Origin of the sequence: Thermaerobacillus caldiproteolyticus (genome assembly GCF_015326725.1) — a bacterium.
Classification (GTDB): domain Bacteria; phylum Bacillota; class Bacilli; order Bacillales; family Anoxybacillaceae; genus Thermaerobacillus; species Thermaerobacillus caldiproteolyticus.
Genome location: NZ_CP064060.1, coordinates 461,114 through 480,186, shown reverse-complemented (window position 1 = coordinate 480,186; position 19,073 = coordinate 461,114). Strand labels below are relative to the sequence as shown.

General features: G+C 40.2%; 20 protein-coding genes and 2 pseudogenes. 5 read left to right on the top strand and 17 right to left on the bottom strand.

Annotation, left to right across the window (positions count from 1 at the left end; genetic code table 11):
• Positions 1 to 69: 69 nt before the first annotated feature.
• The 3 genes from pdhB to ISX45_RS02545 all read right to left on the bottom strand — a co-directional run bounded on the left by pdhB (position 70) and on the right by ISX45_RS02545 (position 3,190).
• Complete coding sequence (gene pdhB / locus ISX45_RS02555) at positions 70 to 1,047, bottom strand: pyruvate dehydrogenase complex E1 component subunit beta (protein WP_181555079.1); 978 nt, start codon at positions 1,045 to 1,047, stop codon at positions 70 to 72.
• A 3-nt stretch (positions 1,048 to 1,050) separates the two neighbouring features.
• A complete protein-coding gene (pdhA, locus tag ISX45_RS02550; RefSeq protein WP_181555080.1) occupies positions 1,051 to 2,160 on the bottom strand; it encodes a pyruvate dehydrogenase (acetyl-transferring) E1 component subunit alpha in 1,110 nt (369 codons plus the stop codon).
• A gap of 391 nt (positions 2,161 to 2,551) precedes the next feature.
• The gene (locus tag ISX45_RS02545; RefSeq protein WP_228485613.1) at positions 2,552 to 3,190 is read right to left on the bottom strand and encodes a YkyA family protein; all 639 of its coding nucleotides are present in this window, start codon (positions 3,188 to 3,190) and stop codon (positions 2,552 to 2,554) included.
• A gap of 113 nt (positions 3,191 to 3,303) precedes the next feature.
• Here ISX45_RS02545 and def point away from each other — a divergent pair, with 113 nt between their 5' ends.
• Positions 3,304 to 3,858: a peptide deformylase gene (gene def / locus ISX45_RS02540; RefSeq protein ID WP_181555081.1), complete on the top strand. Its 555-nt coding sequence runs from the start codon at positions 3,304 to 3,306 to the stop codon at positions 3,856 to 3,858.
• A 44-nt stretch (positions 3,859 to 3,902) separates the two neighbouring features.
• Here the strand turns inward: def and ISX45_RS02535 are convergent, their stop codons facing one another.
• Entirely contained in the window at positions 3,903 to 4,679 is a 777-nt protein-coding gene (locus ISX45_RS02535; RefSeq protein WP_181555082.1) for a Cof-type HAD-IIB family hydrolase, read from the bottom strand.
• 534 nt (positions 4,680 to 5,213) lie between these two features.
• On the opposite strand from ISX45_RS02535, the gene ISX45_RS02530 reads away from it, so the two are divergent.
• Together ISX45_RS02530 and rnjA are read left to right on the top strand one after the other, a co-directional pair.
• A complete protein-coding gene (locus ISX45_RS02530; protein ID WP_181555083.1) occupies positions 5,214 to 5,423 on the top strand; it encodes a DNA-dependent RNA polymerase subunit epsilon in 210 nt (69 codons plus the stop codon).
• 2 nt (positions 5,424 to 5,425) lie between these two features.
• Positions 5,426 to 7,093: a ribonuclease J1 gene (gene rnjA, locus ISX45_RS02525; protein ID WP_181555084.1), complete on the top strand. Its 1,668-nt coding sequence runs from the start codon at positions 5,426 to 5,428 to the stop codon at positions 7,091 to 7,093.
• A gap of 381 nt (positions 7,094 to 7,474) precedes the next feature.
• On the opposite strand, the gene ISX45_RS02520 is transcribed toward rnjA, so the two are convergent.
• From ISX45_RS02520 to ISX45_RS02505, 4 genes and pseudogenes are all read right to left on the bottom strand, one after another.
• The gene (locus ISX45_RS02520) at positions 7,475 to 8,164 is read right to left on the bottom strand and encodes a M15 family metallopeptidase (RefSeq protein WP_181555085.1); all 690 of its coding nucleotides are present in this window, start codon (positions 8,162 to 8,164) and stop codon (positions 7,475 to 7,477) included.
• A gap of 1,075 nt (positions 8,165 to 9,239) precedes the next feature.
• Positions 9,240 to 9,649, bottom strand: a pseudogene (locus tag ISX45_RS02515) (TrkA C-terminal domain-containing protein); the annotation flags it as partial.
• 289 nt (positions 9,650 to 9,938) lie between these two features.
• Positions 9,939 to 10,397 carry a TlpA family protein disulfide reductase gene (locus ISX45_RS02510; RefSeq protein WP_181555086.1) on the bottom strand — a complete coding sequence of 153 codons (459 nt, stop codon included), beginning with the start codon at positions 10,395 to 10,397 and terminating at the stop codon, positions 9,939 to 9,941.
• A gap of 65 nt (positions 10,398 to 10,462) precedes the next feature.
• Positions 10,463 to 11,011, bottom strand: coding sequence for a peroxiredoxin (locus tag ISX45_RS02505; protein WP_181555087.1), 549 nt, complete (start codon positions 11,009 to 11,011; stop codon positions 10,463 to 10,465).
• A gap of 310 nt (positions 11,012 to 11,321) precedes the next feature.
• Between ISX45_RS02505 and ISX45_RS02500 the strand changes: the two genes are divergently transcribed.
• Positions 11,322 to 12,125 carry a mechanosensitive ion channel family protein gene (locus tag ISX45_RS02500; protein ID WP_194519911.1) on the top strand — a complete coding sequence of 268 codons (804 nt, stop codon included), beginning with the start codon at positions 11,322 to 11,324 and terminating at the stop codon, positions 12,123 to 12,125.
• 146 nt (positions 12,126 to 12,271) lie between these two features.
• Here ISX45_RS02500 and ISX45_RS02495 read toward each other — a convergent pair whose 3' ends face one another.
• The 4 genes from ISX45_RS02495 to ISX45_RS02480 form a co-directional block, all read right to left on the bottom strand.
• The gene (locus ISX45_RS02495; RefSeq protein WP_181555089.1) at positions 12,272 to 12,514 is read right to left on the bottom strand and encodes a YkuS family protein; all 243 of its coding nucleotides are present in this window, start codon (positions 12,512 to 12,514) and stop codon (positions 12,272 to 12,274) included.
• A 58-nt stretch (positions 12,515 to 12,572) separates the two neighbouring features.
• Entirely contained in the window at positions 12,573 to 13,703 is a 1,131-nt protein-coding gene (locus ISX45_RS02490; RefSeq protein ID WP_194519910.1) for an N-acetyldiaminopimelate deacetylase, read from the bottom strand.
• Between the two features lie 195 nt (positions 13,704 to 13,898).
• The gene (dapD, locus tag ISX45_RS02485) at positions 13,899 to 14,609 is read right to left on the bottom strand and encodes a 2,3,4,5-tetrahydropyridine-2,6-dicarboxylate N-acetyltransferase (RefSeq protein WP_181555091.1); all 711 of its coding nucleotides are present in this window, start codon (positions 14,607 to 14,609) and stop codon (positions 13,899 to 13,901) included.
• Between the two features lie 71 nt (positions 14,610 to 14,680).
• On the bottom strand, positions 14,681 to 15,550 hold the full coding sequence (locus tag ISX45_RS02480; RefSeq protein ID WP_374058288.1) for a transcriptional regulator CcpC: 870 nt from the start codon (positions 15,548 to 15,550) through the stop codon (positions 14,681 to 14,683).
• 119 nt (positions 15,551 to 15,669) lie between these two features.
• On the opposite strand from ISX45_RS02480, the gene ISX45_RS02475 reads away from it, so the two are divergent.
• Positions 15,670 to 16,404, top strand: a complete 735-nt coding sequence (locus ISX45_RS02475) for a sulfite exporter TauE/SafE family protein (protein ID WP_194519909.1) — start codon at positions 15,670 to 15,672, stop codon at positions 16,402 to 16,404.
• On the opposite strand, the gene cbpB is transcribed toward ISX45_RS02475, so the two are convergent.
• The 5 genes and pseudogenes from cbpB to ISX45_RS02450 form a co-directional block, all read right to left on the bottom strand.
• Positions 16,394 to 16,846, bottom strand: coding sequence for a cyclic-di-AMP-binding protein CbpB (gene cbpB / locus ISX45_RS02470; RefSeq protein WP_181555093.1), 453 nt, complete (start codon positions 16,844 to 16,846; stop codon positions 16,394 to 16,396). The two genes, ISX45_RS02475 and cbpB, sit on opposite strands and share 11 nt — an antisense overlap.
• A 123-nt stretch (positions 16,847 to 16,969) precedes the next feature.
• Positions 16,970 to 17,167, bottom strand: coding sequence for an antirepressor AbbA (gene abbA, locus ISX45_RS02465; protein ID WP_194519908.1), 198 nt, complete (start codon positions 17,165 to 17,167; stop codon positions 16,970 to 16,972).
• Positions 17,168 to 17,268: 101 nt separating this feature from the next.
• Positions 17,269 to 17,415 (bottom strand): hypothetical protein, encoded by a 147-nt coding sequence (locus tag ISX45_RS02460; RefSeq protein WP_181555095.1) that lies wholly within the window; start codon positions 17,413 to 17,415, stop codon positions 17,269 to 17,271.
• Positions 17,416 to 17,495: 80 nt separating this feature from the next.
• Positions 17,496 to 18,635 (bottom strand): annotated as a pseudogene (gene chrA, locus ISX45_RS02455) (chromate efflux transporter).
• Positions 18,636 to 18,807: 172 nt separating this feature from the next.
• Complete coding sequence (locus ISX45_RS02450) at positions 18,808 to 19,041, bottom strand: hypothetical protein (RefSeq protein ID WP_181555096.1); 234 nt, start codon at positions 19,039 to 19,041, stop codon at positions 18,808 to 18,810.
• Between the last annotated feature and the right edge of the window lie 32 nt (positions 19,042 to 19,073).

Sequence of the window (19,073 nt, the reverse complement as noted above, 5' to 3'; positions counted from 1 at the left end):
CTTTTAAAACATTTCCGTTCTGACATTGCTGGGGAGGAGGGAGTTTCAGACGTCTCCCTACCCTATTTATTAGAAATTCATTACTTTTTTCGCTGCTTCGATAACGTCTTTAAAGTTCGGTAACCAAACTGGTTCTGCTTGTGAGAATGGATAGACTGTATCTGGTGCAGCCACTCGCAATACAGGCGCTTCTAGGCTTAAGATGGCGCGCTCGTTAATTTCTGCAACAACGTTTGCTGCAATTCCTGCTTGTTTTTGTGCTTCTTGCACGACAATAGCGCGACCTGTTTTTTCAACAGAACCGATAATCGTTTCAATATCTAACGGTTGAACAGTACGTAAATCAACAACTTCCGCAGAAATTCCTTCTTTTTCAAGCTCAGCAGCTGCTTTTAAAGATTCATGTACCATTGCACCGTAAGTGATAATAGATACGTCTTTTCCTTCACGTTTGATGTCCGCTTTGCCGATTGGAATCGTATATTCTCCTTCTGGCACTTCTTGACGGAAGGAACGGTATAATTTCATATGCTCTAAGAAAATAACTGGATCGTTATCGCGAATCGCAGAAATTAACAATCCTTTTGCTTCATATGGTGTAGAAGGAATAACAACTTTTAAACCAGGTTGTTGTGCGACTAATCCTTCTAAGCTATCTGCGTGCAATTCCGGTGTATGAACGCCGCCACCAAATGGAGAACGGATTGTAATTGGCGCGTTGTAACGGCCGCCTGAACGATAGCGCATACGAGCCATTTGTCCAGAGATTGAGTCCATGACTTCATATACAAAGCCGAAGAATTGGATTTCAGGCACTGGACGGAATCCTTGAAGCGCTAGACCGATCGCAAGACCGCCAATTCCAGATTCAGCGAGCGGCGTGTCAAATACGCGGTCTTCCCCAAATTCCGCTTGCAATCCTTCTGTCGCACGGAACACGCCACCGTTTACCCCAACGTCTTCCCCAAATACTAACACGTTCGGGTCGTTTTTCAATTCGATGCGCAACGCATCATTGATTGCTTGAATCATTGTCATTTGCGCCATGGCTTACTTCGACTCCTTCTCTTTGTAAATTTCATACTGTTCTTGTAAATGGAACGGTAATTCTTCGTACATGATGTTAATTAAGTCGGTCACTTTTTGTTTTGGTGTTTCATCTGCTTTTTTAATCGCTTCTTTAATATCTTCTTTTGCTTGTTCGATCACGCTGTTTTCTTCTTCTTCGCTCCATAGACCTTTTTTCTCCAAGAACTTGCGGAAACGAACGATTGGATCTTTTTTCTCCCATTCATTTTCAAGTTCTTTAGTACGGTAACGAGTCGGATCGTCACCTGCCATTGTATGTGGACCATAACGGAAACATAGAGTCTCAATTAATGTTGGACCTTCACCATTAATTGCACGTTCACGAGCCTCACGCACAGCTACGTATACGGCTAATGGGTCCATTCCGTCGACTTGAATACCAGGAATACCAGCTGCTACCGCTTTTTGTGCGATCGTTTTTGCTGCTGATTGTTTTTCTACTGGTGTAGAAATCGCAAAACGGTTGTTTTGAACGACAAAAATCGCTGGCGCTTTGAATGCACCTGCAAAGTTAACTCCTTCATAAAAGTCACCTTGAGATGCTCCGCCGTCACCTGTATATGTAATCGCTACTGCTTTTTTGCCGCGTTTTTTCATTCCTAAGGCAACACCAGCAGTTTGGATAATTTGCGCACCAATGATAATTTGCGGTGGCAATACGTTGACACCCTCAGGAATTTGGTTACCGTGGAAGTGACCGCGTGAGAATAAAAACGCTTGATAAAGCGGAAGTCCATGCCAAATCATTTGCGGAACATCACGATATCCCGGTAAAATGAAGTCTTCTTTTTCCAATGCGAATTGGCTTGCGAGTTGGCTTGCTTCCTGTCCTGCTGTCGGCGCGTAGAATCCTAAACGACCTTGACGGTTTAACGAAATCGAACGTTGGTCAAGCACGCGTGTATACACCATGCGACGCATTAATTCTTTTAATTGTTCGTCGCTTAAATTCGGCATCGCTGCTTCGTTTACGACTTCGCCTTCTTCATTTAAAATTTGGAACGTTGGAAACTGCTCGGAAACTTTTTCAAGTTGTTTCTTGAAATTAAATACGGATGTTTTTGCACCCATTCGATTCACCTCTACCTTTCTTAGTATAAAAAAATAAAATCATCCATCACTGAAAGCGCTGCATTCATCATTAATGTACCCAAAACTGCTTATAAAAAGACAATATTCGCGCTTTACCGAACGCACCCGTAGCAAGAAGTGGCAGCTCATTCTCCTGTATTAATCATTTTCATAAAAAAATTAGTACAATTTCTATTTACATTTTTAAGTTTACACCTTCTCACTTTATACGTCAATTACTTTGAATTATCGTTATTCTTAGAATGATGGTATGTAATTTTTTGGATAATGAAATGAATGTTAAAAAAACTGTTATAGTATATACATCGTTCTGTATTATATTCTGTTTTATCCGATCTGAAAGAAAGAAGACTGCCTTATTCGACAGTCTTTATGATTCCAACTCATTATATAAGCGCTTCTTTTCCTTGTTATACTTTTCCGTATAAAGATTAAACTTGTTATTCGCCTCGTTCACTTCTTTATAGACATTATTAATTTGTTCAATTTGTTTTTGCAGTTGTTGAAGTGTCGCATGTTGATTTTGCAATAGCTGATATAGAACTTTTTCTAATGTTAACGCTTGTCGATAACTTTGATATAGTTCCTCGTATGCTTCGTAACGTTGGATGGCAACGTCTATTAACCCGTTTGCTTGTTGCTTCATCTCCTCATCGCGTACATTCGAAAGGTTATCTTCAGCGATATTTAGCTGTTCTTTCGCTAATTGCACCGTTTTATATTCTTTTTTTATATACTTTTCGCGATCATCTAAAATTTGTAACGCTTCTTTCGATAATCGCGCAACTTTTGGAAACTGTTTCATTCCATATGACATCATTTCGTTATAAAGTTTCATTTGTTTTTGTTCCAGCTCTGCAAGAACCGTTTGTTCCTCATTTAAATTTCGCTCATATTTTGCTATCTTTTCCATTGAAGACAACAGTTCATTTTCTGGGGCTAACACATTGCACGCTTGAAGTAAAATGATTATAACAGCAAAGATGAAACTCCATTTTCCTACTTTCAACTATGTTCCTTCCTTTCCACACGTTCTTTTGTTTTTTGTTTTTGCTTTACGATAAAAGTGCACTTTTGCTAGACTTATTCCATATATATCACTGTATAAAGGAGTGAAAAGCAATGATTACGATGAAAGATATCATTAAAGAAGGTCATCCAACCTTAAGAAAAGTTGCTGAAGCAGTTTCTCTTCCTGCTTCGGAAGAAGATAAAGAAATTTTGCGAAGCTTGCTTGAATATGTAAAAATGAGCCAAAACCCAGAGATGGTTGAAAAATACGGGTTACGCCCAGGGATTGGATTAGCTGCACCACAAATCAATGTATCGAAACGAATGATCGCTGTTCATGTGACAGATGAAAAAGGGACATTATATAGCTATGCATTATTTAACCCGAAAATTATTAGCCACTCCGTACAGATGTGCTATTTAACAAGCGGAGAAGGATGCTTATCTGTTGATCGGGACGTGCCCGGATATGTGCCTCGCTATGCTCGTATCACAGTCACAGGCACGACGCTCGAAGGTGAAGAAGTCACCCTTCGTTTAAAAGGATTGCCAGCCGTTGTATTTCAACACGAAATTGACCACTTAAATGGAATTATGTTCTACGATCATATTGATCCAAAAGATCCGTTTAAAGTTCCAGAAAACGCGATTCCGATTGAACGATGAATGAAAAGAAGGCCTATCTCACTTATGAGATAAGCCCTTTTTTGTTATTTTATTAATTCCAGCTGCTTCAATCCATATAAAATTCCTTCTTCACTCACCGGTTTCGTCACAAAATCGGCCACTTTCTTCACTTCTTCCTTCGCATTTCCCATCGCGACCCCAGTTCCGACAAATTGAAGCATTTCCATATCATTCAATCCGTCCCCGAATGCATACACATCTTCTTTGGAAATTCCAATTCTTTCAATAAGCCGGCGAATTCCTTCCGCTTTTGAGCCACCAAACGGTACAATATCCGTCGACACGTTATGCCAACGAACAAAGCGAAACTCAGGATACGCATTCACATACACATGCTCCTCTTCAGATTTGCAAAATAACAATGCTTGATAAATGTCGCGGTTCTCGTAATAGAGCGGATCAAACGGAGGATGGGCAAATTTTAAACTTTCCATGCTCACATGGATGTACGGATGGTCTTCCATGCTTGCTTTCATCTCATCCGCGTCCATAAAAACGAGGGGATGTCCGTTTTGATGAGCCTGCTCCTTTAATTCATGAAGCTTATGACGGTTTAATGGATGTTTGTAAATCACTTTCCCTTCAAACACGACATATTGGCCGTTGAAGCTCACAAAGGAGTCAATGTTTAACCGTTCCCTTAAGTCAGCAAACATAAACGGGGCTCTCCCCGTCGCAATCGCTACATACACACCGGACTCTTTCAGCTTTTGAATAGCAGCCATCGTCGAATCTGGGAGATCTTTCTTTTCATCTAGCAACGTACCATCAATATCAAAAAATACAATTTTTTTCTTCACTGTCTCTCACCTTTGTCAAAAATCTTTCCCTCTCACGCCCATTGTACGCACCTTACATCATTACCCTACTGAAAAAAGGTGGAAATGTCAAATCAATCATATGAGAATTGTTCCATTTTTATCCATGAAAAACAAGCTCTTATGCTCATATAATATAAACAAAGACAAGAAGAACATTTACTTTCGACAAGAAATGAGTACAATAAAAAGTAAGGAGTGATGAAAGATGTTGAAAAAGCTAAAGAAAAAGCTGCTTCAACAATGGAAAGATCTGCTCCGTAAAAAGTCAATCGCCTAGTCCTTACCATAGCCCTTCCAAAAACGAAGGGCTTCTTTATAAAGAACAAGCAAGTGAATGAAAATATGCGATTTCGTCAAAGATGATAAAAGAAAAAGTGTAACCCTTCCCCTATTGTTTTCCCATTTCTTTTTAGTTCCACTCTTTTGTGAAATGAAAAAACATGAAAATAACCTATATTTTATATATAATAAAAAAGTTAAGGAAATAATCGGCTAGTAAGGAGAGAGTTTGTAATGATTTTTAAAGTTTTTTATCAAGAAAATCCTGATGAAGTGCCTGTGAGAGAAAAAACAAAAACACTGTATATTGAAGCAGAATCAGAACGCGAAGTACGCCAAAAACTAAAAGATCGAACAATGAATATTGAGTACATTCAGCCGCTAGAAGGGGCTCATTTAGAATACGAAAAACAAAGCCCCAATTTTAAAGTATTGGAGATTTGATAATGAAATTTTTAAAAGCAAACCAAGTTGGCGTCTTTGCTCTCGGCGGATTGGGTGAAATCGGTAAGAATACATATGGCGTACAATTTCAAGATGAAATTATCATCATTGACGCGGGGATTAAATTCCCTGAAGATGAATTGCTTGGAATTGACTATGTTATTCCTGATTACAGCTATTTAGTGAAAAACGCCGAGAAAATTAAAGGACTCTTTATTACTCACGGGCATGAAGACCATATTGGTGGCATTCCGTATTTGCTTCGACAAGTCAATGTGCCCATTTACGGTGGAAAGCTAGCATTAGGGCTTATTCGGAACAAATTAGAAGAACACGGATTGCTAAGTCAAACAAAATTGATTGAAATTCGAGAAGATGATGTTATTCGCTTCCAGAAAACAGCAGTTACGTTTTTCCGTACAACTCATAGCATCCCGGACAGTTACGGAATCGTCGTGAAAACTCCTGCCGGGCAAATCGTCCATACAGGAGACTTTAAATTCGACTTTACTCCTGTCGGGGAGCCGGCGAACTTAACAAAGATGGCGGAAATCGGAAAAGAAGGTGTCCTCTGCTTACTTTCTGACAGCACGAACAGTGAGATTCCGCATTTCACGATGTCAGAACGCCGCGTCGGTGAAAGCATTCATGATATTTTCCGAAAAGTCCAGGGGCGGATTATTTTTGCGACATTCGCTTCAAACATTCACCGACTGCAACAGGTAACCGAGGCAGCAGTTTTGAATAACCGAAAAATTGCTGTGTTCGGTCGCAGTATGGAAGCGGCGATTGAAATTGGACAAGAACTCGGTTACATCAAATGCCCGAAAGACACATTCATTGACGCTGGTCAAATCAATCGCTTACCAGCTAACCGTGTGACGATTTTATGTACAGGAAGCCAAGGAGAGCCAATGGCAGCGTTATCGCGCATTGCGAACGGCACGCATCGCCAAATTCAAATTATTCCTGGTGACACCGTCGTGTTTTCATCTTCTCCGATTCCAGGAAATACGGTGAGTGTCAATCGTACGATTAATATGCTTTACCGCGCTGGTGCCGAAGTCATTCATGGACCGTTAAATGATATTCATACATCTGGTCACGGTGGACAAGAAGAACAGAAACTGATGATTCGTCTCATGAAACCGAAATATTTCATGCCAATTCACGGGGAATATCGCATGCAAAAAATGCATGCCAAACTGGCAGTCGATTGCGGCGTGCCAGAAGAAAATTGCTTTATCATGGATAACGGCGAAGTGCTAGGCTTAAGCGAAGACGAAGCAGGGATTGTCGGAAAAATCCCGTCTGGCTCCGTTTATATTGATGGCAGCGGTGTCGGTGATATTGGCAATATCGTCTTGCGAGACCGCCGCATCCTTTCTGAAGAGGGGCTTGTTATTGTCGTCGTCAGCATTAATATGAAAGACTTTAAAATCGCGGCAGGTCCTGATATTATCTCTCGCGGATTCGTCTATATGCGCGAATCCGGCGACTTGATTAATGATGCGCAAGCATTAATTACGAAACATCTTGAAAAAGTATTAGAACGAAAAACAAATCAATGGTCAGAAATTAAAAATGAAATTACCGATACACTCGCACCATTCCTATACGAAAAAACAAAACGTCGGCCAATGATTTTACCAATTATTATGGAAATATAAAAAAATTCAAGCGCCCTGCTTATTCCGAAAACGTGCTTGAGGACTCGCAAGGAAGCTGTTATCGTCACTGCGAGACCGAAGCGTCGTGAGGAGCTGGGCGCTTTCATTAGACATCAATGACGCATACTTTTTATTTCACAAAAGCTCATCTAAACCATATTTCACAAGAGATACACATTATATGAAGAGGATAGATACATGCAGAATAATTCTCTGCTTGTTCTATCCTTTTTTGTACTACAACATTTGAACTTTACTGCTATACGATTTTTTCAAATACAATCTGTTGTTCAACGAACGATACCCGACTCACTGAAGAAAAACGTTGCCGCAGAAGCCCTATTGGAGTCGTTTATTCATAAAAAGGTTAATTCTTTCTAGTTATGCCTTTTGCAATAGATTCAACAATTCTTGTTCTGAAACGGGATGATAAAGGGCTTGATCTGCGTTAGTCATTACAGCCCAGTATCTGTCACCGTATGACCAATGCCACCATTCCGTAAAGTAATTAACAAAACCAACAGACTGAAGAGCATGTGCGAGGATCTGGCGATTTTGAATGGCTTGTCTGCTGATGTTTGTTGCATCAAAAAAAGTTGCGTTGTCCGTTTCTTGTGGTATGGCATCAAATGGTGTACCAAGATCCAATTCGATACCATTTGAGTCAATGAGGGTTAAGTCTACTGCACCACCTGTTGGATGAGGAGCTACATTAGGAGGTGCTACATATTTCGATGCCTCAGCAATGAAATGATCTAAATCTTGATTTAAAGAATTTTCTTTCACCCGCCGTAATGCCCGCTCAAAGGCTCGCTGTTGAATATGTAAAGGTCTGTATCCTTCCTTAATGAAAAAATGGATATCTTTTGGAAGAAATTTTTTAGCTAAGGAAAGTTTATTAGCTACTGAAAGGCGGACAAAAGAAAAGTAACGACTCCTGTTAGCAAGAGATGGATCCACAATGATATCTGGATCAAAGTGAACAAGGTCAACAAATGGTTCTTGAGAAGGATGTACATTCATTGAGGAAACTAATGGATCACTCATTAGGATTTTTCTTAATTCTTTCATAAAATATCCCCTTCTTGTAATAGTTTAGCTGCCTACAAAAGCTCCAGATTCCTCCGTTCAATTTCTCCGTAAACAAATCTAAGTCTTTCATATGACAAGCAATATTTTCTATTATATATTATTCAGCCTATGCTTTCTATAAATATTTAGAAAATTCTATTATTTAACTGTATTGTCCCGATAGCGGAATAAGGAATGGGGGTGATACTGAATCGAGTTTTCACAGATTTAACTTCTGCGAAATTATATCTCAAAATATTGTTTGTTATTTTCAGCAATGTACTGTTCTGCTTGGATGAGTCTTTGCACAGTTCTTCCTTAGATAGCTTCATGTCCCTTGTTTCGATATTCTTTAGGTTTCGTTCCGTACTTATGCGCTGATAGTCGATAGTCTCTAGTTCAACAGAGCGTTTTTGAGAATAGATTTTTGAGAATTCTCTTCTTGCTTAAACATTTTGCTGTGTTGTTTATAATACTTATACTCTTGATAAACCAGTCAGGGCTCTTCACTTTCGTAGCTGATTGTGTCATGATCAGAAGTATCTCTAATGTTCGTTTAATTCCTACGGCAGAAAGAATCGATAAAACTTCATCAGTAGGAGAAGTTAGAGTGACAGCTTCGTACATCAGTTTAACCAACTCTTTTTCATGAACATCTAGCTTCATGTCATCCCCATGATGTCGTTCTACATTCCTCACAGGAACAATGTTTATCTCAGGAATTTTCCCTTCTTCTTTGTCACTGTTTATATATGAATGGGATAGGTTTACCTTAACGAAGCCAACATTTTATTGTCTCTTCATGTTTTCCTAAGAGAATAGCTACTTCTTTAAGTGTGTATTACAACACCTCAAATACGAATATACGTCGTGAGCTTTTGTCCTGACCATACCGCAACTATATTGTTGCAAACAATTAGCTTTAATGTGTTGTCGTGGCAGTAAATGGGGTCATTTAGAGGGCTTATAAAAACCAAAAAAGTACACCACTATACTTTAGCGATGTACCGTTTGATATTAACAGTAATATTTTACAGAGCAGGAACAGCTTTTTTATTTTTATAACATGTACATGTTATTCATTGCTTACAACTTTCGTTTCAAAGCGGTCAATATCTTCACCCGCGCCGATGACAACAAAATATCGCCTTTGCGGATCATTTCCGATGCAAGCGGTGAAACGATCACATTATTTTCCCGCTTAATCGCAACGATGTTAATGTTAATGTCATAGCGGTCGCGAATATCCAGTTCAAGCAACGAATGATCGTCTAAGTGTTCACCTGCAACGATTTCATGCGATGCTCATCGGAAAGCTACAAATAGTCAAGGACGTTGTTGGAAATAATGCTATAGGTGACGCGCTCCCTCATATCACGCTCCGGATGAACGATTTGGTCAGCGCCGATTTTCATGATAATCGTTTTTTGCCTTTACAGTAATATGTTTCACACCTAACTCTTTTAAAGCGCTTGCTTGAATGTTGCTGCTCTTTCATTTCGATACGGATATAAGTCATTCTCGTTTTCTTAACCGATGGTTTCTCAGTTTGCGCATTTGTTCGTTCACTTGTTACTTTATCCTTCACTATCGTTTCATCTTCTACCGCTTTTAACTTGTTCGCCTGCTCTGTCATCTCTGACGATCAGGCAATGAAACTAAAAACAACGAATGTACATACCCATCGTCTTCTATTTCATGCATGAAAGCAAGCAGCATTGCTCAAGGAAAGAAAAAAAGACCAAACATGGTTCCATGTTTGGTCTTCGTTACATTATGCTTCTGTTTTTTTATTTTCTTCAAGAACGCGGTTCACGCGTTTTTCCAACATCTTCATCCCGCTTCCTCCCGCTTGGAAATGGCGGAGTTTTCCTTCTGCATCAAACACGTAGTAAGCAGGAACATACTGGTTTTCGAACGCATCCGTTATTTTATGCTCGTTATCAACTAAAATCGGTTGAGTGATGCCGTGCTCTTCGGCTACTTTTTTTACTTGTTCAATGTCCAAATCGTTTTCCGAACGCGGCATGTGAACGGCCACAACATTTAATTCCTCTTTATAGCGATCGCGAAACTCGTTTACCTGCGGCATTGCTTCTTTACAAAGGTGGCAACTTACTGACCAAAAATGAATGAGCGTTGGCTTCTCACCAATTAATTGTTCTCTTGTCACTTCACCGTTTAAATAAGCCGTTGCTCCAGTTAATTCTGGCATTGGTTCACGTAACTTCATCATTCATCCCTCCATGTAAATAAAGGTCTAACATAGCGTTAGACCTTCCTTGTTGATATGTGAAATTATACTTCCAATGTTTTTTGGCCTGGTTTCCAGTTTGCTGGGCAAAGACCGCCAGTTTGTAAAGCTTGAAGTACGCGCAATACTTCATCAACACTGCGACCGACGTCGTTGTGATGAACAACGGCATATTTTAATTCGCCTTCTGGGTCAATAATGAATAAACCGCGAAGTGCGACACCTTCTTCTTCGATTAATACACCGTAGTCACGAGAAACAGCATGATTTGTGTCAGCTGCTAATGGATATTTGATTTCACCAAGGCCATTCTCTGTACGAGGAGTGTTAATCCATGCTTTATGAGAATATACAGAGTCAGTTGATACACCGATAACAACTGCATCTAAATCTTCAAACTCATCATAGCGGTCAGAAATCGCTGTAATTTCTGTTGGACATACGAACGTAAAATCTAACGGATAGAAGAAGAGAACCGTCCATTTACCGTTTTTTATATTTTCTTCCAAGCTGACTCTGCCGAAATCACCGTTTGGTAAAACAGCTTGCATTTCAAAACGTGGTGCTTGTTTACCAACCAGACGTTCTGCCATATGTATCCCTCCATTTTAATATTTTTAATTGAGAAAACAAACAATGTTTTCTCAACTATCTAACTTGTTCACATTTAACATTATACTAGAGAAGATATTTTTAGTCAATATTAAATGATAATTAATTTAAATAGATAGTTGTTTTTTATTACCCAATCATTCCATGTTTATTATTCCCTACATTTTCTCTTTCTTTCAAGAAGATGTCTAAAATTAGTTTAACATGTTTTAAAATAGAGATAAAATGATTCGCACTTTCATTAGTTGAAAGTGTACACATCAATGTTCAACGAAAGAAAGGATGAAACAAATGAATTGGCAGTTACCAAAAATAAATTGGGCAAACTTTTTCATGGACACTGGGATCATCATTTTGAAATTAGCGGTGATTTATCTGATTTATATCATTGTCAAAAAAGTCGGCTTCAAACTGATTGCCCGCTCCTTCCAAAAGCTTGAGGAACGAAAAGAAATTTCGCTAGGACGAAGCCGTACGCTTCAATCATTAATTACGAACATATTCTCTTACGCTCTTGTGTTCGTTTTTATTGTGACGGTTTTGGAACTTTTTAATATTAAAGCGACGGCCGTTTTAGCTGGGGCAGGGGTCGTCGGTTTAGCAGTCGGCTTTGGCGCTCAAGGTCTTGTGAGCGATGTTGTGACAGGTTTCTTTTTATTATTAGAAAAGCAAATTGACGTAGGCGATTATGTGACGACGGGATCGTTCTCCGGGATTGTCGAAGCGGTCGGGTTACGCACTACGCAAATTCGCAGCTTTGACGGCACCTTGCATTATATTCCCAACCGAATGATTACGACATTGAGCAACCACTCACGCGGAAATATGCGCGCTCTTGTCGATATTACTATTCCTTATGAAAAAAATATTGACGAAGCGATTAAAATTTTGCAATCCGCTTGTGATGCACTCGCCGAGGAGGAACCAAAAATTATTGAAGGACCGAACGTATTAGGTGTACAAAATTTAGGGACTTCAGATGTCGTGATTCGTGTCATCGCAAAAACAGAAAATATGGCGCAATGGGAAGTGGAGCGAAAAATGCGCAAAGTGCTAAAAGAAGCGCTGCAATCTCTACAAACAGAAAAAGACTAGGACGCGTCCTAGTCTTTTTACGTATTGTTTTCCGTGGCGCCTTTACTTTTTCTTGATTGTGTTCAGCTTCAATTCCCTAGTCTCTGCCTTCTTCCGGCAAAATACAAGTACTTTCCGCCAGAAAACAGCGCCTTCGTTTTACATCATTAACGTAGTCTTTCTTCAACTTTCTGACAAACTTCGTCTGCTGTTAAGCCGCTCGCTTCGATAACAGAACCAGCTGTAACGGTATTTTGAATTCCCATTACATTTGAATCTTGGCCAGTGATCACACAGCAATCGCAGCCTTTTGCATCATTTTCTTGACGGAGCGGGACTACCTCATGCCCTTTTGCTTTTAACGCTTCTTGTACATTTGTTAATGAATGCTCTACACCAATTTTCGCCATGTAACATCCACCTCCTCACTTAAATAATGTGCCTTAAGGAAGGTGGAAATATACGGGATTATTCGTTTCCTTTCCATGTCATATACGATGTCAACAGGGCAATCGCTTTGTCAATCGCCCGTTCGTCCGGAGTAAGCTTGGCATGATGCAATCCATATGGTGAATCAACACCTAGCCAAAACATAAATCCAGGAATTTCGGCAAGCATGTATCCAAAATCTTCTCCGGTCATCGCTTCTTTACAACGAACGACATGAACATCAGGAAGCTGTTCAACAAACTGCATAAACTCCGCCGTTAGCTTCTCATCGTTATATACTTGATGATACATCGAACCGTAGTCAATCGTTGCCTCGCATTGATAGCCGATTTCGATTCCTTTTACAATCGCTTCAATTCGCTCTTTTACCTTGCTCATCGACTCGACCGATAACGTACGAATCGTTCCTTCAAGACGAGCTCGTTCGGCAATGACGTTTTGTACCGTTCCTCCAGAAATTTTTCCAACTGTGATGACTGCACTATCAAGAGGATCAACATTGCGAGAAACAATCGATTGAAGCTGTGTCACGAGTGAACAAGCGGCCACAACCATATCATTCGCCAAATGTGGAAACGCTGCATGTCCCCCTTTTCCTTTTAAATCAATAAACAATTCTGATGTATTCGCAAACAATAATCCTTCTTTGGTAGCAATCGTACCGACCGGGTATTCAGGAGCAATATGCAGCGCGACAATCATATCCGGTTTCCATGTTTTCATAATTTCACTTTCCAACATTGGCCGCGCTCCGCCCGGTCCTTCTTCTGCCGGTTGAAAGATAAACAGCAAATCGTCTTTGATCGGGTGAGAGGCGAAATGGGTAAGCACGCCGAGGGCTATGCTCATATGAATATCGTGACCGCACGCATGCATGTTTCCTTCATGTTCAGAGCAATATGGTAAATTGGTTTCTTCGGTAATCGGCAATCCATCCATATCGGCACGGTAGCCAATCGTTTTCCGCGGCGCCGTTCCACGCACTTTCACAAAAATACCTGTTTTCCATGTCTTTATCTCTAATCGTTCTTGCGGTAATGTATGAATGTAATCTAATAAATATTGCTGTGTCTTAAATTCTTGAAACCCTAGTTCAGGAATTTTGTGCAGATCACGGCGGATCGCCACAAATGAGCTGAGTTGTGACATTTGTCTTCTCCTCCTTGTAAAAAAGCGTGGAATCAAGTCCACGCTCTACCTCTTGGTATCATCGGATCGCCTCCGCTTTCCTTGTCTAGCTCCAGCTCCTAGCCGCTTGAGGGCAAATAACCTTCCTCCGTCGAAGCGACAAGTGCTTCTCGCTGGAAAAACATTTGCCGTTCGCGGCTAAATGGGTCGCTTTTCTTATAACTGGCGGAGTTCTTGTTTAATTTCTGTTTTTGCTTTTGTTTTTTCGTCGATTTGTTTAATGACGCGCGCCGGCACCCCAGCGACGACCGTGTATGGCGGTACGTCTTCGATAACAACTGCACCAGCTGCCACGACAGCTCCTTTTCCGACAGTGACTCCTTCTAAAATGACCGCATTCGCACCGATAACCACATCATCTTCCACGATGACAGGTTTCGCAGAAGGCGGTTCAATAACACCTGCTAATACAGCTCCAGCGCCAACGTGGCAATTTTTCCCTACCGTTGCTCGACCGCCAAGCACCGCATTCATATCAATCATCGTTCCTTCTCCAATAACCGCACCAATGTTAATAACCGCGCCCATCATAATGACAGCATTATCGCCAATTTCTACTTGGTCACGGATAATTGCGCCCGGCTCGATGCGCGCTTTAACTCCTTTCAAATCGAGAAGCGGAATGGCAGAGTTACGACGATCATTCTCGACAACATAATCTTCAATTTTATCTTTATTAGCTTCCAACGCTGTTTGAATCTCTTGCCACTCACCAAATACAACGCCGGCATTCCCCGTAATGAACGTTTTGGCGTTTGCTCCAAAATCAATTCCTTCAAGATTTCCTTTTATGTATACTTTAACAGGTGTCGCTTTTTTGCTGTTTTGAATAAACGCAATAATTTCATTTGCATCCATCATTTTCATTGTAGCATCCTCCTTTTGTTCTCTTATTTTTTTACTTTAGCAAAACAAAGATAGCCATGACAAGCAGAAATTCATCGAATAAAATCTTTCGTGATTTTCTGAAACGCTTGCACTTGTGGAAGTTGCCATGCTGTTTCGGAGATAATCAGCCACGTATCCCTCGTCATGAACTGACCATTTTTGTCCCTTAACGGGATTTTCTTTATCTTATCATCTAGATGATAAAGAGCAATCTCCGGTAAAATCGCATAACCAATACCATGATAGGCTAATTGTTTGCAAGTCTCGATTTGGTCAACAATCACCGTTCGTTCGGGCAACGTGTGAAATCGTTCATACCACCATTGTTGAATATGAAGAGAATATGTTGAATCGCTTTTAAATTGAATAAACGGCCGATTCGTGCTACATAAATCTTCAATGCTTTCCATTTCTTGATCGACTAAAAATAACCTGTCAGTAAATAAGTGATGGGTAATCCCGCTCCAATTTGGTTTCCCCCGAACAATGCCGACATGAAAATTGTTTTCATACATCGAAGCCATAATTTCACTTGTCCATCCTGTTGTCAAAGAAACTTTTACATTTGGATATAATTCGGTAAACCGTTTTAAAATCGGGGGAAGCCAATGTTGCGCAATAATCGAGGCAACTGCCAATGTTAACGTTCCGCTTATTTCCCCGTACATTTGTCCAATTTCTTCTTTTACTCGCTTCGTTTTCGTTAACATTTCTTTAGCGAGCTGCACAATTTTTTCACCAGCTGGTGTTAACATTAAACCGCGCTGAGAACGAAAAAAGATTTTCGTATTCCAGCTGTTCTCAATGGTCTGCAAACGTTGTGATAAAGCAGACTGGGTTACATACAACCTCATCGCCGCTTTTCGCATGTTCAATTCTTCCGCCAAAACGACAAGCATCTCGTATTCGGTAATATTCAAACTCTCACCCTTTTGATAAGTTTTTCTTATCATCTTCATTCATTTTTCCGAAATGTAATTATCATGATAAAAGGTATATCATTATATTAGAAAGTTTAAATAAGAAGGAGAATACCATTATGGAATTTATCTTATTTATGATGATTGGATTTGCTACGTCATTTGTTGGGACCCTTGCTGGCGGCGGCGGCTTGATTGGAATGCCTGTTTTGCTTTTAACTGGTGTCCCCATCCATCAAGCCATTGCCGCCGCAAAATTTTCCAATACCGTCAGCTCGTTTTCAAGCTTTTTCGTGTTGCTTCGTGAAGGCAAAATCGGTTGGAAGCAAACGTTACTTTTAATCCCTATTAGCCTTTTTGGTGGCATCACAGGCGGATGGCTTGCTTCATCAATATCGGAAAAAACGATGACAGTGATTGCCATTCTATTGTTAACATTCGCGCTAAGCTTACAGCTGTTTCGAAAACAGCCAAAGCAAAAGCAACGGGCTGCTGTTTTTCCTAAAAAATTATATCCCATTCTTTATGGAATTAGTGTCTACGATGGAATGTTCGGACCGGGGCAAGCTTCATTATTAATGTACGCCTATTTGCGCACCGGTATGGAGTATTTATCTGCCATTGCTTTTACGAGATTTCAAACGTTTGTTAGCTGTTTTGGCGCCTTTGTCACATACTTATATACAGGGCATGTCAATTGGCATATCGCTCCGTTTCTAGCCATCGGTTCGTTAATTGGTGCGCAAATCTCCGTAAGGGTGGCACAAAAGCTAAAAAACAGCCACTTACGTGCAATATTAAATGCGATTACAGCTCTTTTGATCGTTCAGCTTATGTGGCATATCATTCAATAATATGATTAAAGCGCCTTACCTGTTTATTTAATCGTTTTAAGATTTCTCTTCTTGTAAAAATCCCCTCAAAATAACCGTTTTCATTTTCAACGCAGACAAACGGATGATTCACGATCAATTCGATTCCCTTCATCACGTGATCGTCTAATAACAGTCTAGGAATGTCTTTATTCATGACTTCTTCGACTTTCATCGTTTCTAAACGTTCAAATTCAATTCGCTCTAATCCTAAAATAGCGTCCATAATCATGGTTATACTAATTAATCCGTGTAGTTTATAAGATGTGTCTAACACCGGAATCGCCGAATATCCTGTTTTTGTTAATACTAACAAGGCATGATCTAAATGATTTCCCACTTGAACGTGGGCTACTTTATCAGAAGGAATGAGAAATTGAGCAATCGTCTTATCTAAAAATTCTTTACTATCTAAACTGATCATGTTGCTTTTCCGCCTTTCTCTTTTGCTTTTACCTCCTTATTCAGTTTAGCACATTTCCTGTTTCTCATAATAAAAAAATAACTATCGCCTTCAACGAGCGATAGCCTCTTTTTATGTATATAATTACATCGTTTTCTCTCTAATGCGATAATAAAGGTGCATGAGTTGTTTATATCTCTCCTCCTCTACTTGTTTATTTCCGTTTTCAATATCGGCAAGCTCACAACTAATAAGTTCCAGCGCATAATGTTGTGTAAACAAAACATCCAGAAGCAATTTTTGTTCTTCTGGAGTTAATTGTTCAAGCAGTTGTTTGTCCATGTTCTCTGTTCTCCTTCCTTCGCAGTCCATTATTATATATTCGTCTACAATAAAAAAAAGTCCTGTAAAAAAATAGAAAGCCCTCGCAAATGCGAAGGCTTTTATCCTTTGCTTGTATGAATGTTTCGCAATATAAACTGGCAAGAAGGGCATGTATAAATCACATTTTGATTGGACTGGGCGGTAAGCACTTCTTCTAAATACGCTCGTTTTTGACAGCTTGGACAAATAACAACAGGTTTTTTCACTATACTGATCGCCTCTCTTTCCTAAATGTAGCAGCTCGACAAGTTGAAGCGTATTGTACTCTCTTTTCTATAATGAGCGTTCATGACGACAAAAATACTTCCCCCGCCAATGCCGCGGCGACAACGACAAACCAAGCCGGCCATTTCCAATAAACAAGAAGAATGAAGCAAATGAGCGCAATGGTAAAATGCCATGTCGAAACAATGGAAGTTGTCCAAATCGGATTATACAATGCCGCCAATAAAATCCCAACAACACCAGCATTCACTCCGTTGAATAACGCTTGGATACGGCGATTTTGTCGCAACGATTGCCAAAAAGGAAGAGCACCAAACACAAGGAAAAATGACGGCAAAAAAATCGCTATCGTCGCAAACACTCCACCTAGCCATCCACCAGTAACTGTGCCAACATAGCTTGCAAACGTAAACAACGGTCCCGGTACAGCTTGTGCTGCCCCATATCCAGCTAAAAATTGTTCGTGGCTCATCCAAGCAGGAACCAGTTCCTTTTCAAGAAGCGGCAATACAACATGTCCACCGCCAAATACAAGCGAGCCGGCTCGGTAAAAGCTGTCTAACATCGCAATCCACTTCGATTCCGTCACCGAATGTAAAAGCGGAAATAAACCCAATAATAGAAAAAAACAAGCAAATGAAATGATTCCACCTTTTTTGGACAGTGTAAGAGAAAGAGTAGAAGAGACATGTTCCAATTTTGGCTGTAGATATACAACTCCAATAAGGCCGCTTATCAATAAAAGGAAAAGTTGTACAAAAGGGGAGGGAACTAATAACGTAATGACGGCCACAGCTGTCGCTATGGTTATTCGAAAGCGGTCAGGTGTTAATTTTTTCGCCATTTCCCATACGGCTTGGGCTACAATCGCGACCGCTACGAGCTTCAATCCCTTCATCCATCCTGACTCATAAAGATGAAACACTTCTACTATATAAGCGAACGTAAGCAAAAACAGGGCAGACGGAAGCGTAAATCCGAGCCATGCACCAATTCCACCAATCATGCCGCCACGGATGAACCCGATGCCAATTCCTACTTGACTGCTTGTCGGACCAGGCAAAAACTGACAAAGGGCAACCAAGTCTCCATATGTCTTGTCATCAATTCACTTTCGACGTTTGACATACTCATCATAAAAATAACCCAAATGGGCAATCGGACCACCGAACGACGTAAGTCCTAATTTTAACGCTGCCATAAAAATCGTTATGACACGCACGAATTGTCCTCCTCTTCCTTTTTCTTGACGCTATTATACTAAATTTTCTCACAAAAAAGGGCAATCGTATGATCCGATTACCCTTTCTATCCTCATCGTTCTTACTCTAATATAGGTAAAATCATACAGCACTCGTTACTCACTTTACCATTTAATAATAACGCAACGCTAAAAAAATAATTGAAACAGCCGCCAATAGGATTGCAAGAAGCCACGCGACAAACACAGGATTACGCAAATATGCATGTTCCTGTATTTTTTCAGGAATTGGCGTATCGTATTCCCCTTGCAGTTTTTGTTGCTGACCGAGCCGATACGTATACACAAAACCAATTACAGCGATCAATAAAACAATGATTGACAATATAAATGCAAATTGTGCCATAGCTCTCTTCACCTCACGCTTACTTTGCCACA

Excerpts from the sequence above, each read along its gene's own strand:
- ISX45_RS02490 (WP_194519910.1), bottom strand. The coding sequence starts at position 13,703 with ATGTCACAACTCAGCTCATTTGTGGCGATCCGCCGTGATCTGCACAAA.
- rnjA (WP_181555084.1), top strand. The coding sequence starts at position 5,426 with ATGAAATTTTTAAAAGCAAACCAAGTTGGCGTCTTTGCTCTCGGCGGA.
- cbpB (WP_181555093.1), bottom strand. The coding sequence starts at position 16,846 with ATGATCAGTTTAGATAGTAAAGAATTTTTAGATAAGACGATTGCTCAA.
- ISX45_RS02500 (WP_194519911.1), top strand. The coding sequence starts at position 11,322 with ATGAATTGGCAGTTACCAAAAATAAATTGGGCAAACTTTTTCATGGAC.
- dapD (WP_181555091.1), bottom strand. The coding sequence starts at position 14,609 with ATGAAAATGATGGATGCAAATGAAATTATTGCGTTTATTCAAAACAGC.
- ISX45_RS02475 (WP_194519909.1), top strand. The coding sequence starts at position 15,670 with ATGGAATTTATCTTATTTATGATGATTGGATTTGCTACGTCATTTGTT.
- ISX45_RS02505 (WP_181555087.1), bottom strand. The coding sequence starts at position 11,011 with ATGGCAGAACGTCTGGTTGGTAAACAAGCACCACGTTTTGAAATGCAA.
- abbA (WP_194519908.1), bottom strand. The coding sequence starts at position 17,167 with ATGGACAAACAACTGCTTGAACAATTAACTCCAGAAGAACAAAAATTG.
- pdhA (WP_181555080.1), bottom strand. The coding sequence starts at position 2,160 with ATGGGTGCAAAAACATCCGTATTTAATTTCAAGAAACAACTTGAAAAA.
- ISX45_RS02520 (WP_181555085.1), bottom strand. The coding sequence starts at position 8,164 with ATGAAAGAATTAAGAAAAATCCTAATGAGTGATCCATTAGTTTCCTCA.
- ISX45_RS02450 (WP_181555096.1), bottom strand. The coding sequence starts at position 19,041 with ATGGCACAATTTGCATTTATATTGTCAATCATTGTTTTATTGATCGCT.
- ISX45_RS02510 (WP_181555086.1), bottom strand. The coding sequence starts at position 10,397 with ATGAAGTTACGTGAACCAATGCCAGAATTAACTGGAGCAACGGCTTAT.
- ISX45_RS02530 (WP_181555083.1), top strand. The coding sequence starts at position 5,214 with ATGATTTTTAAAGTTTTTTATCAAGAAAATCCTGATGAAGTGCCTGTG.
- ISX45_RS02495 (WP_181555089.1), bottom strand. The coding sequence starts at position 12,514 with ATGGCGAAAATTGGTGTAGAGCATTCATTAACAAATGTACAAGAAGCG.
- def (WP_181555081.1), top strand. The coding sequence starts at position 3,304 with ATGATTACGATGAAAGATATCATTAAAGAAGGTCATCCAACCTTAAGA.
- pdhB (WP_181555079.1), bottom strand. The coding sequence starts at position 1,047 with ATGGCGCAAATGACAATGATTCAAGCAATCAATGATGCGTTGCGCATC.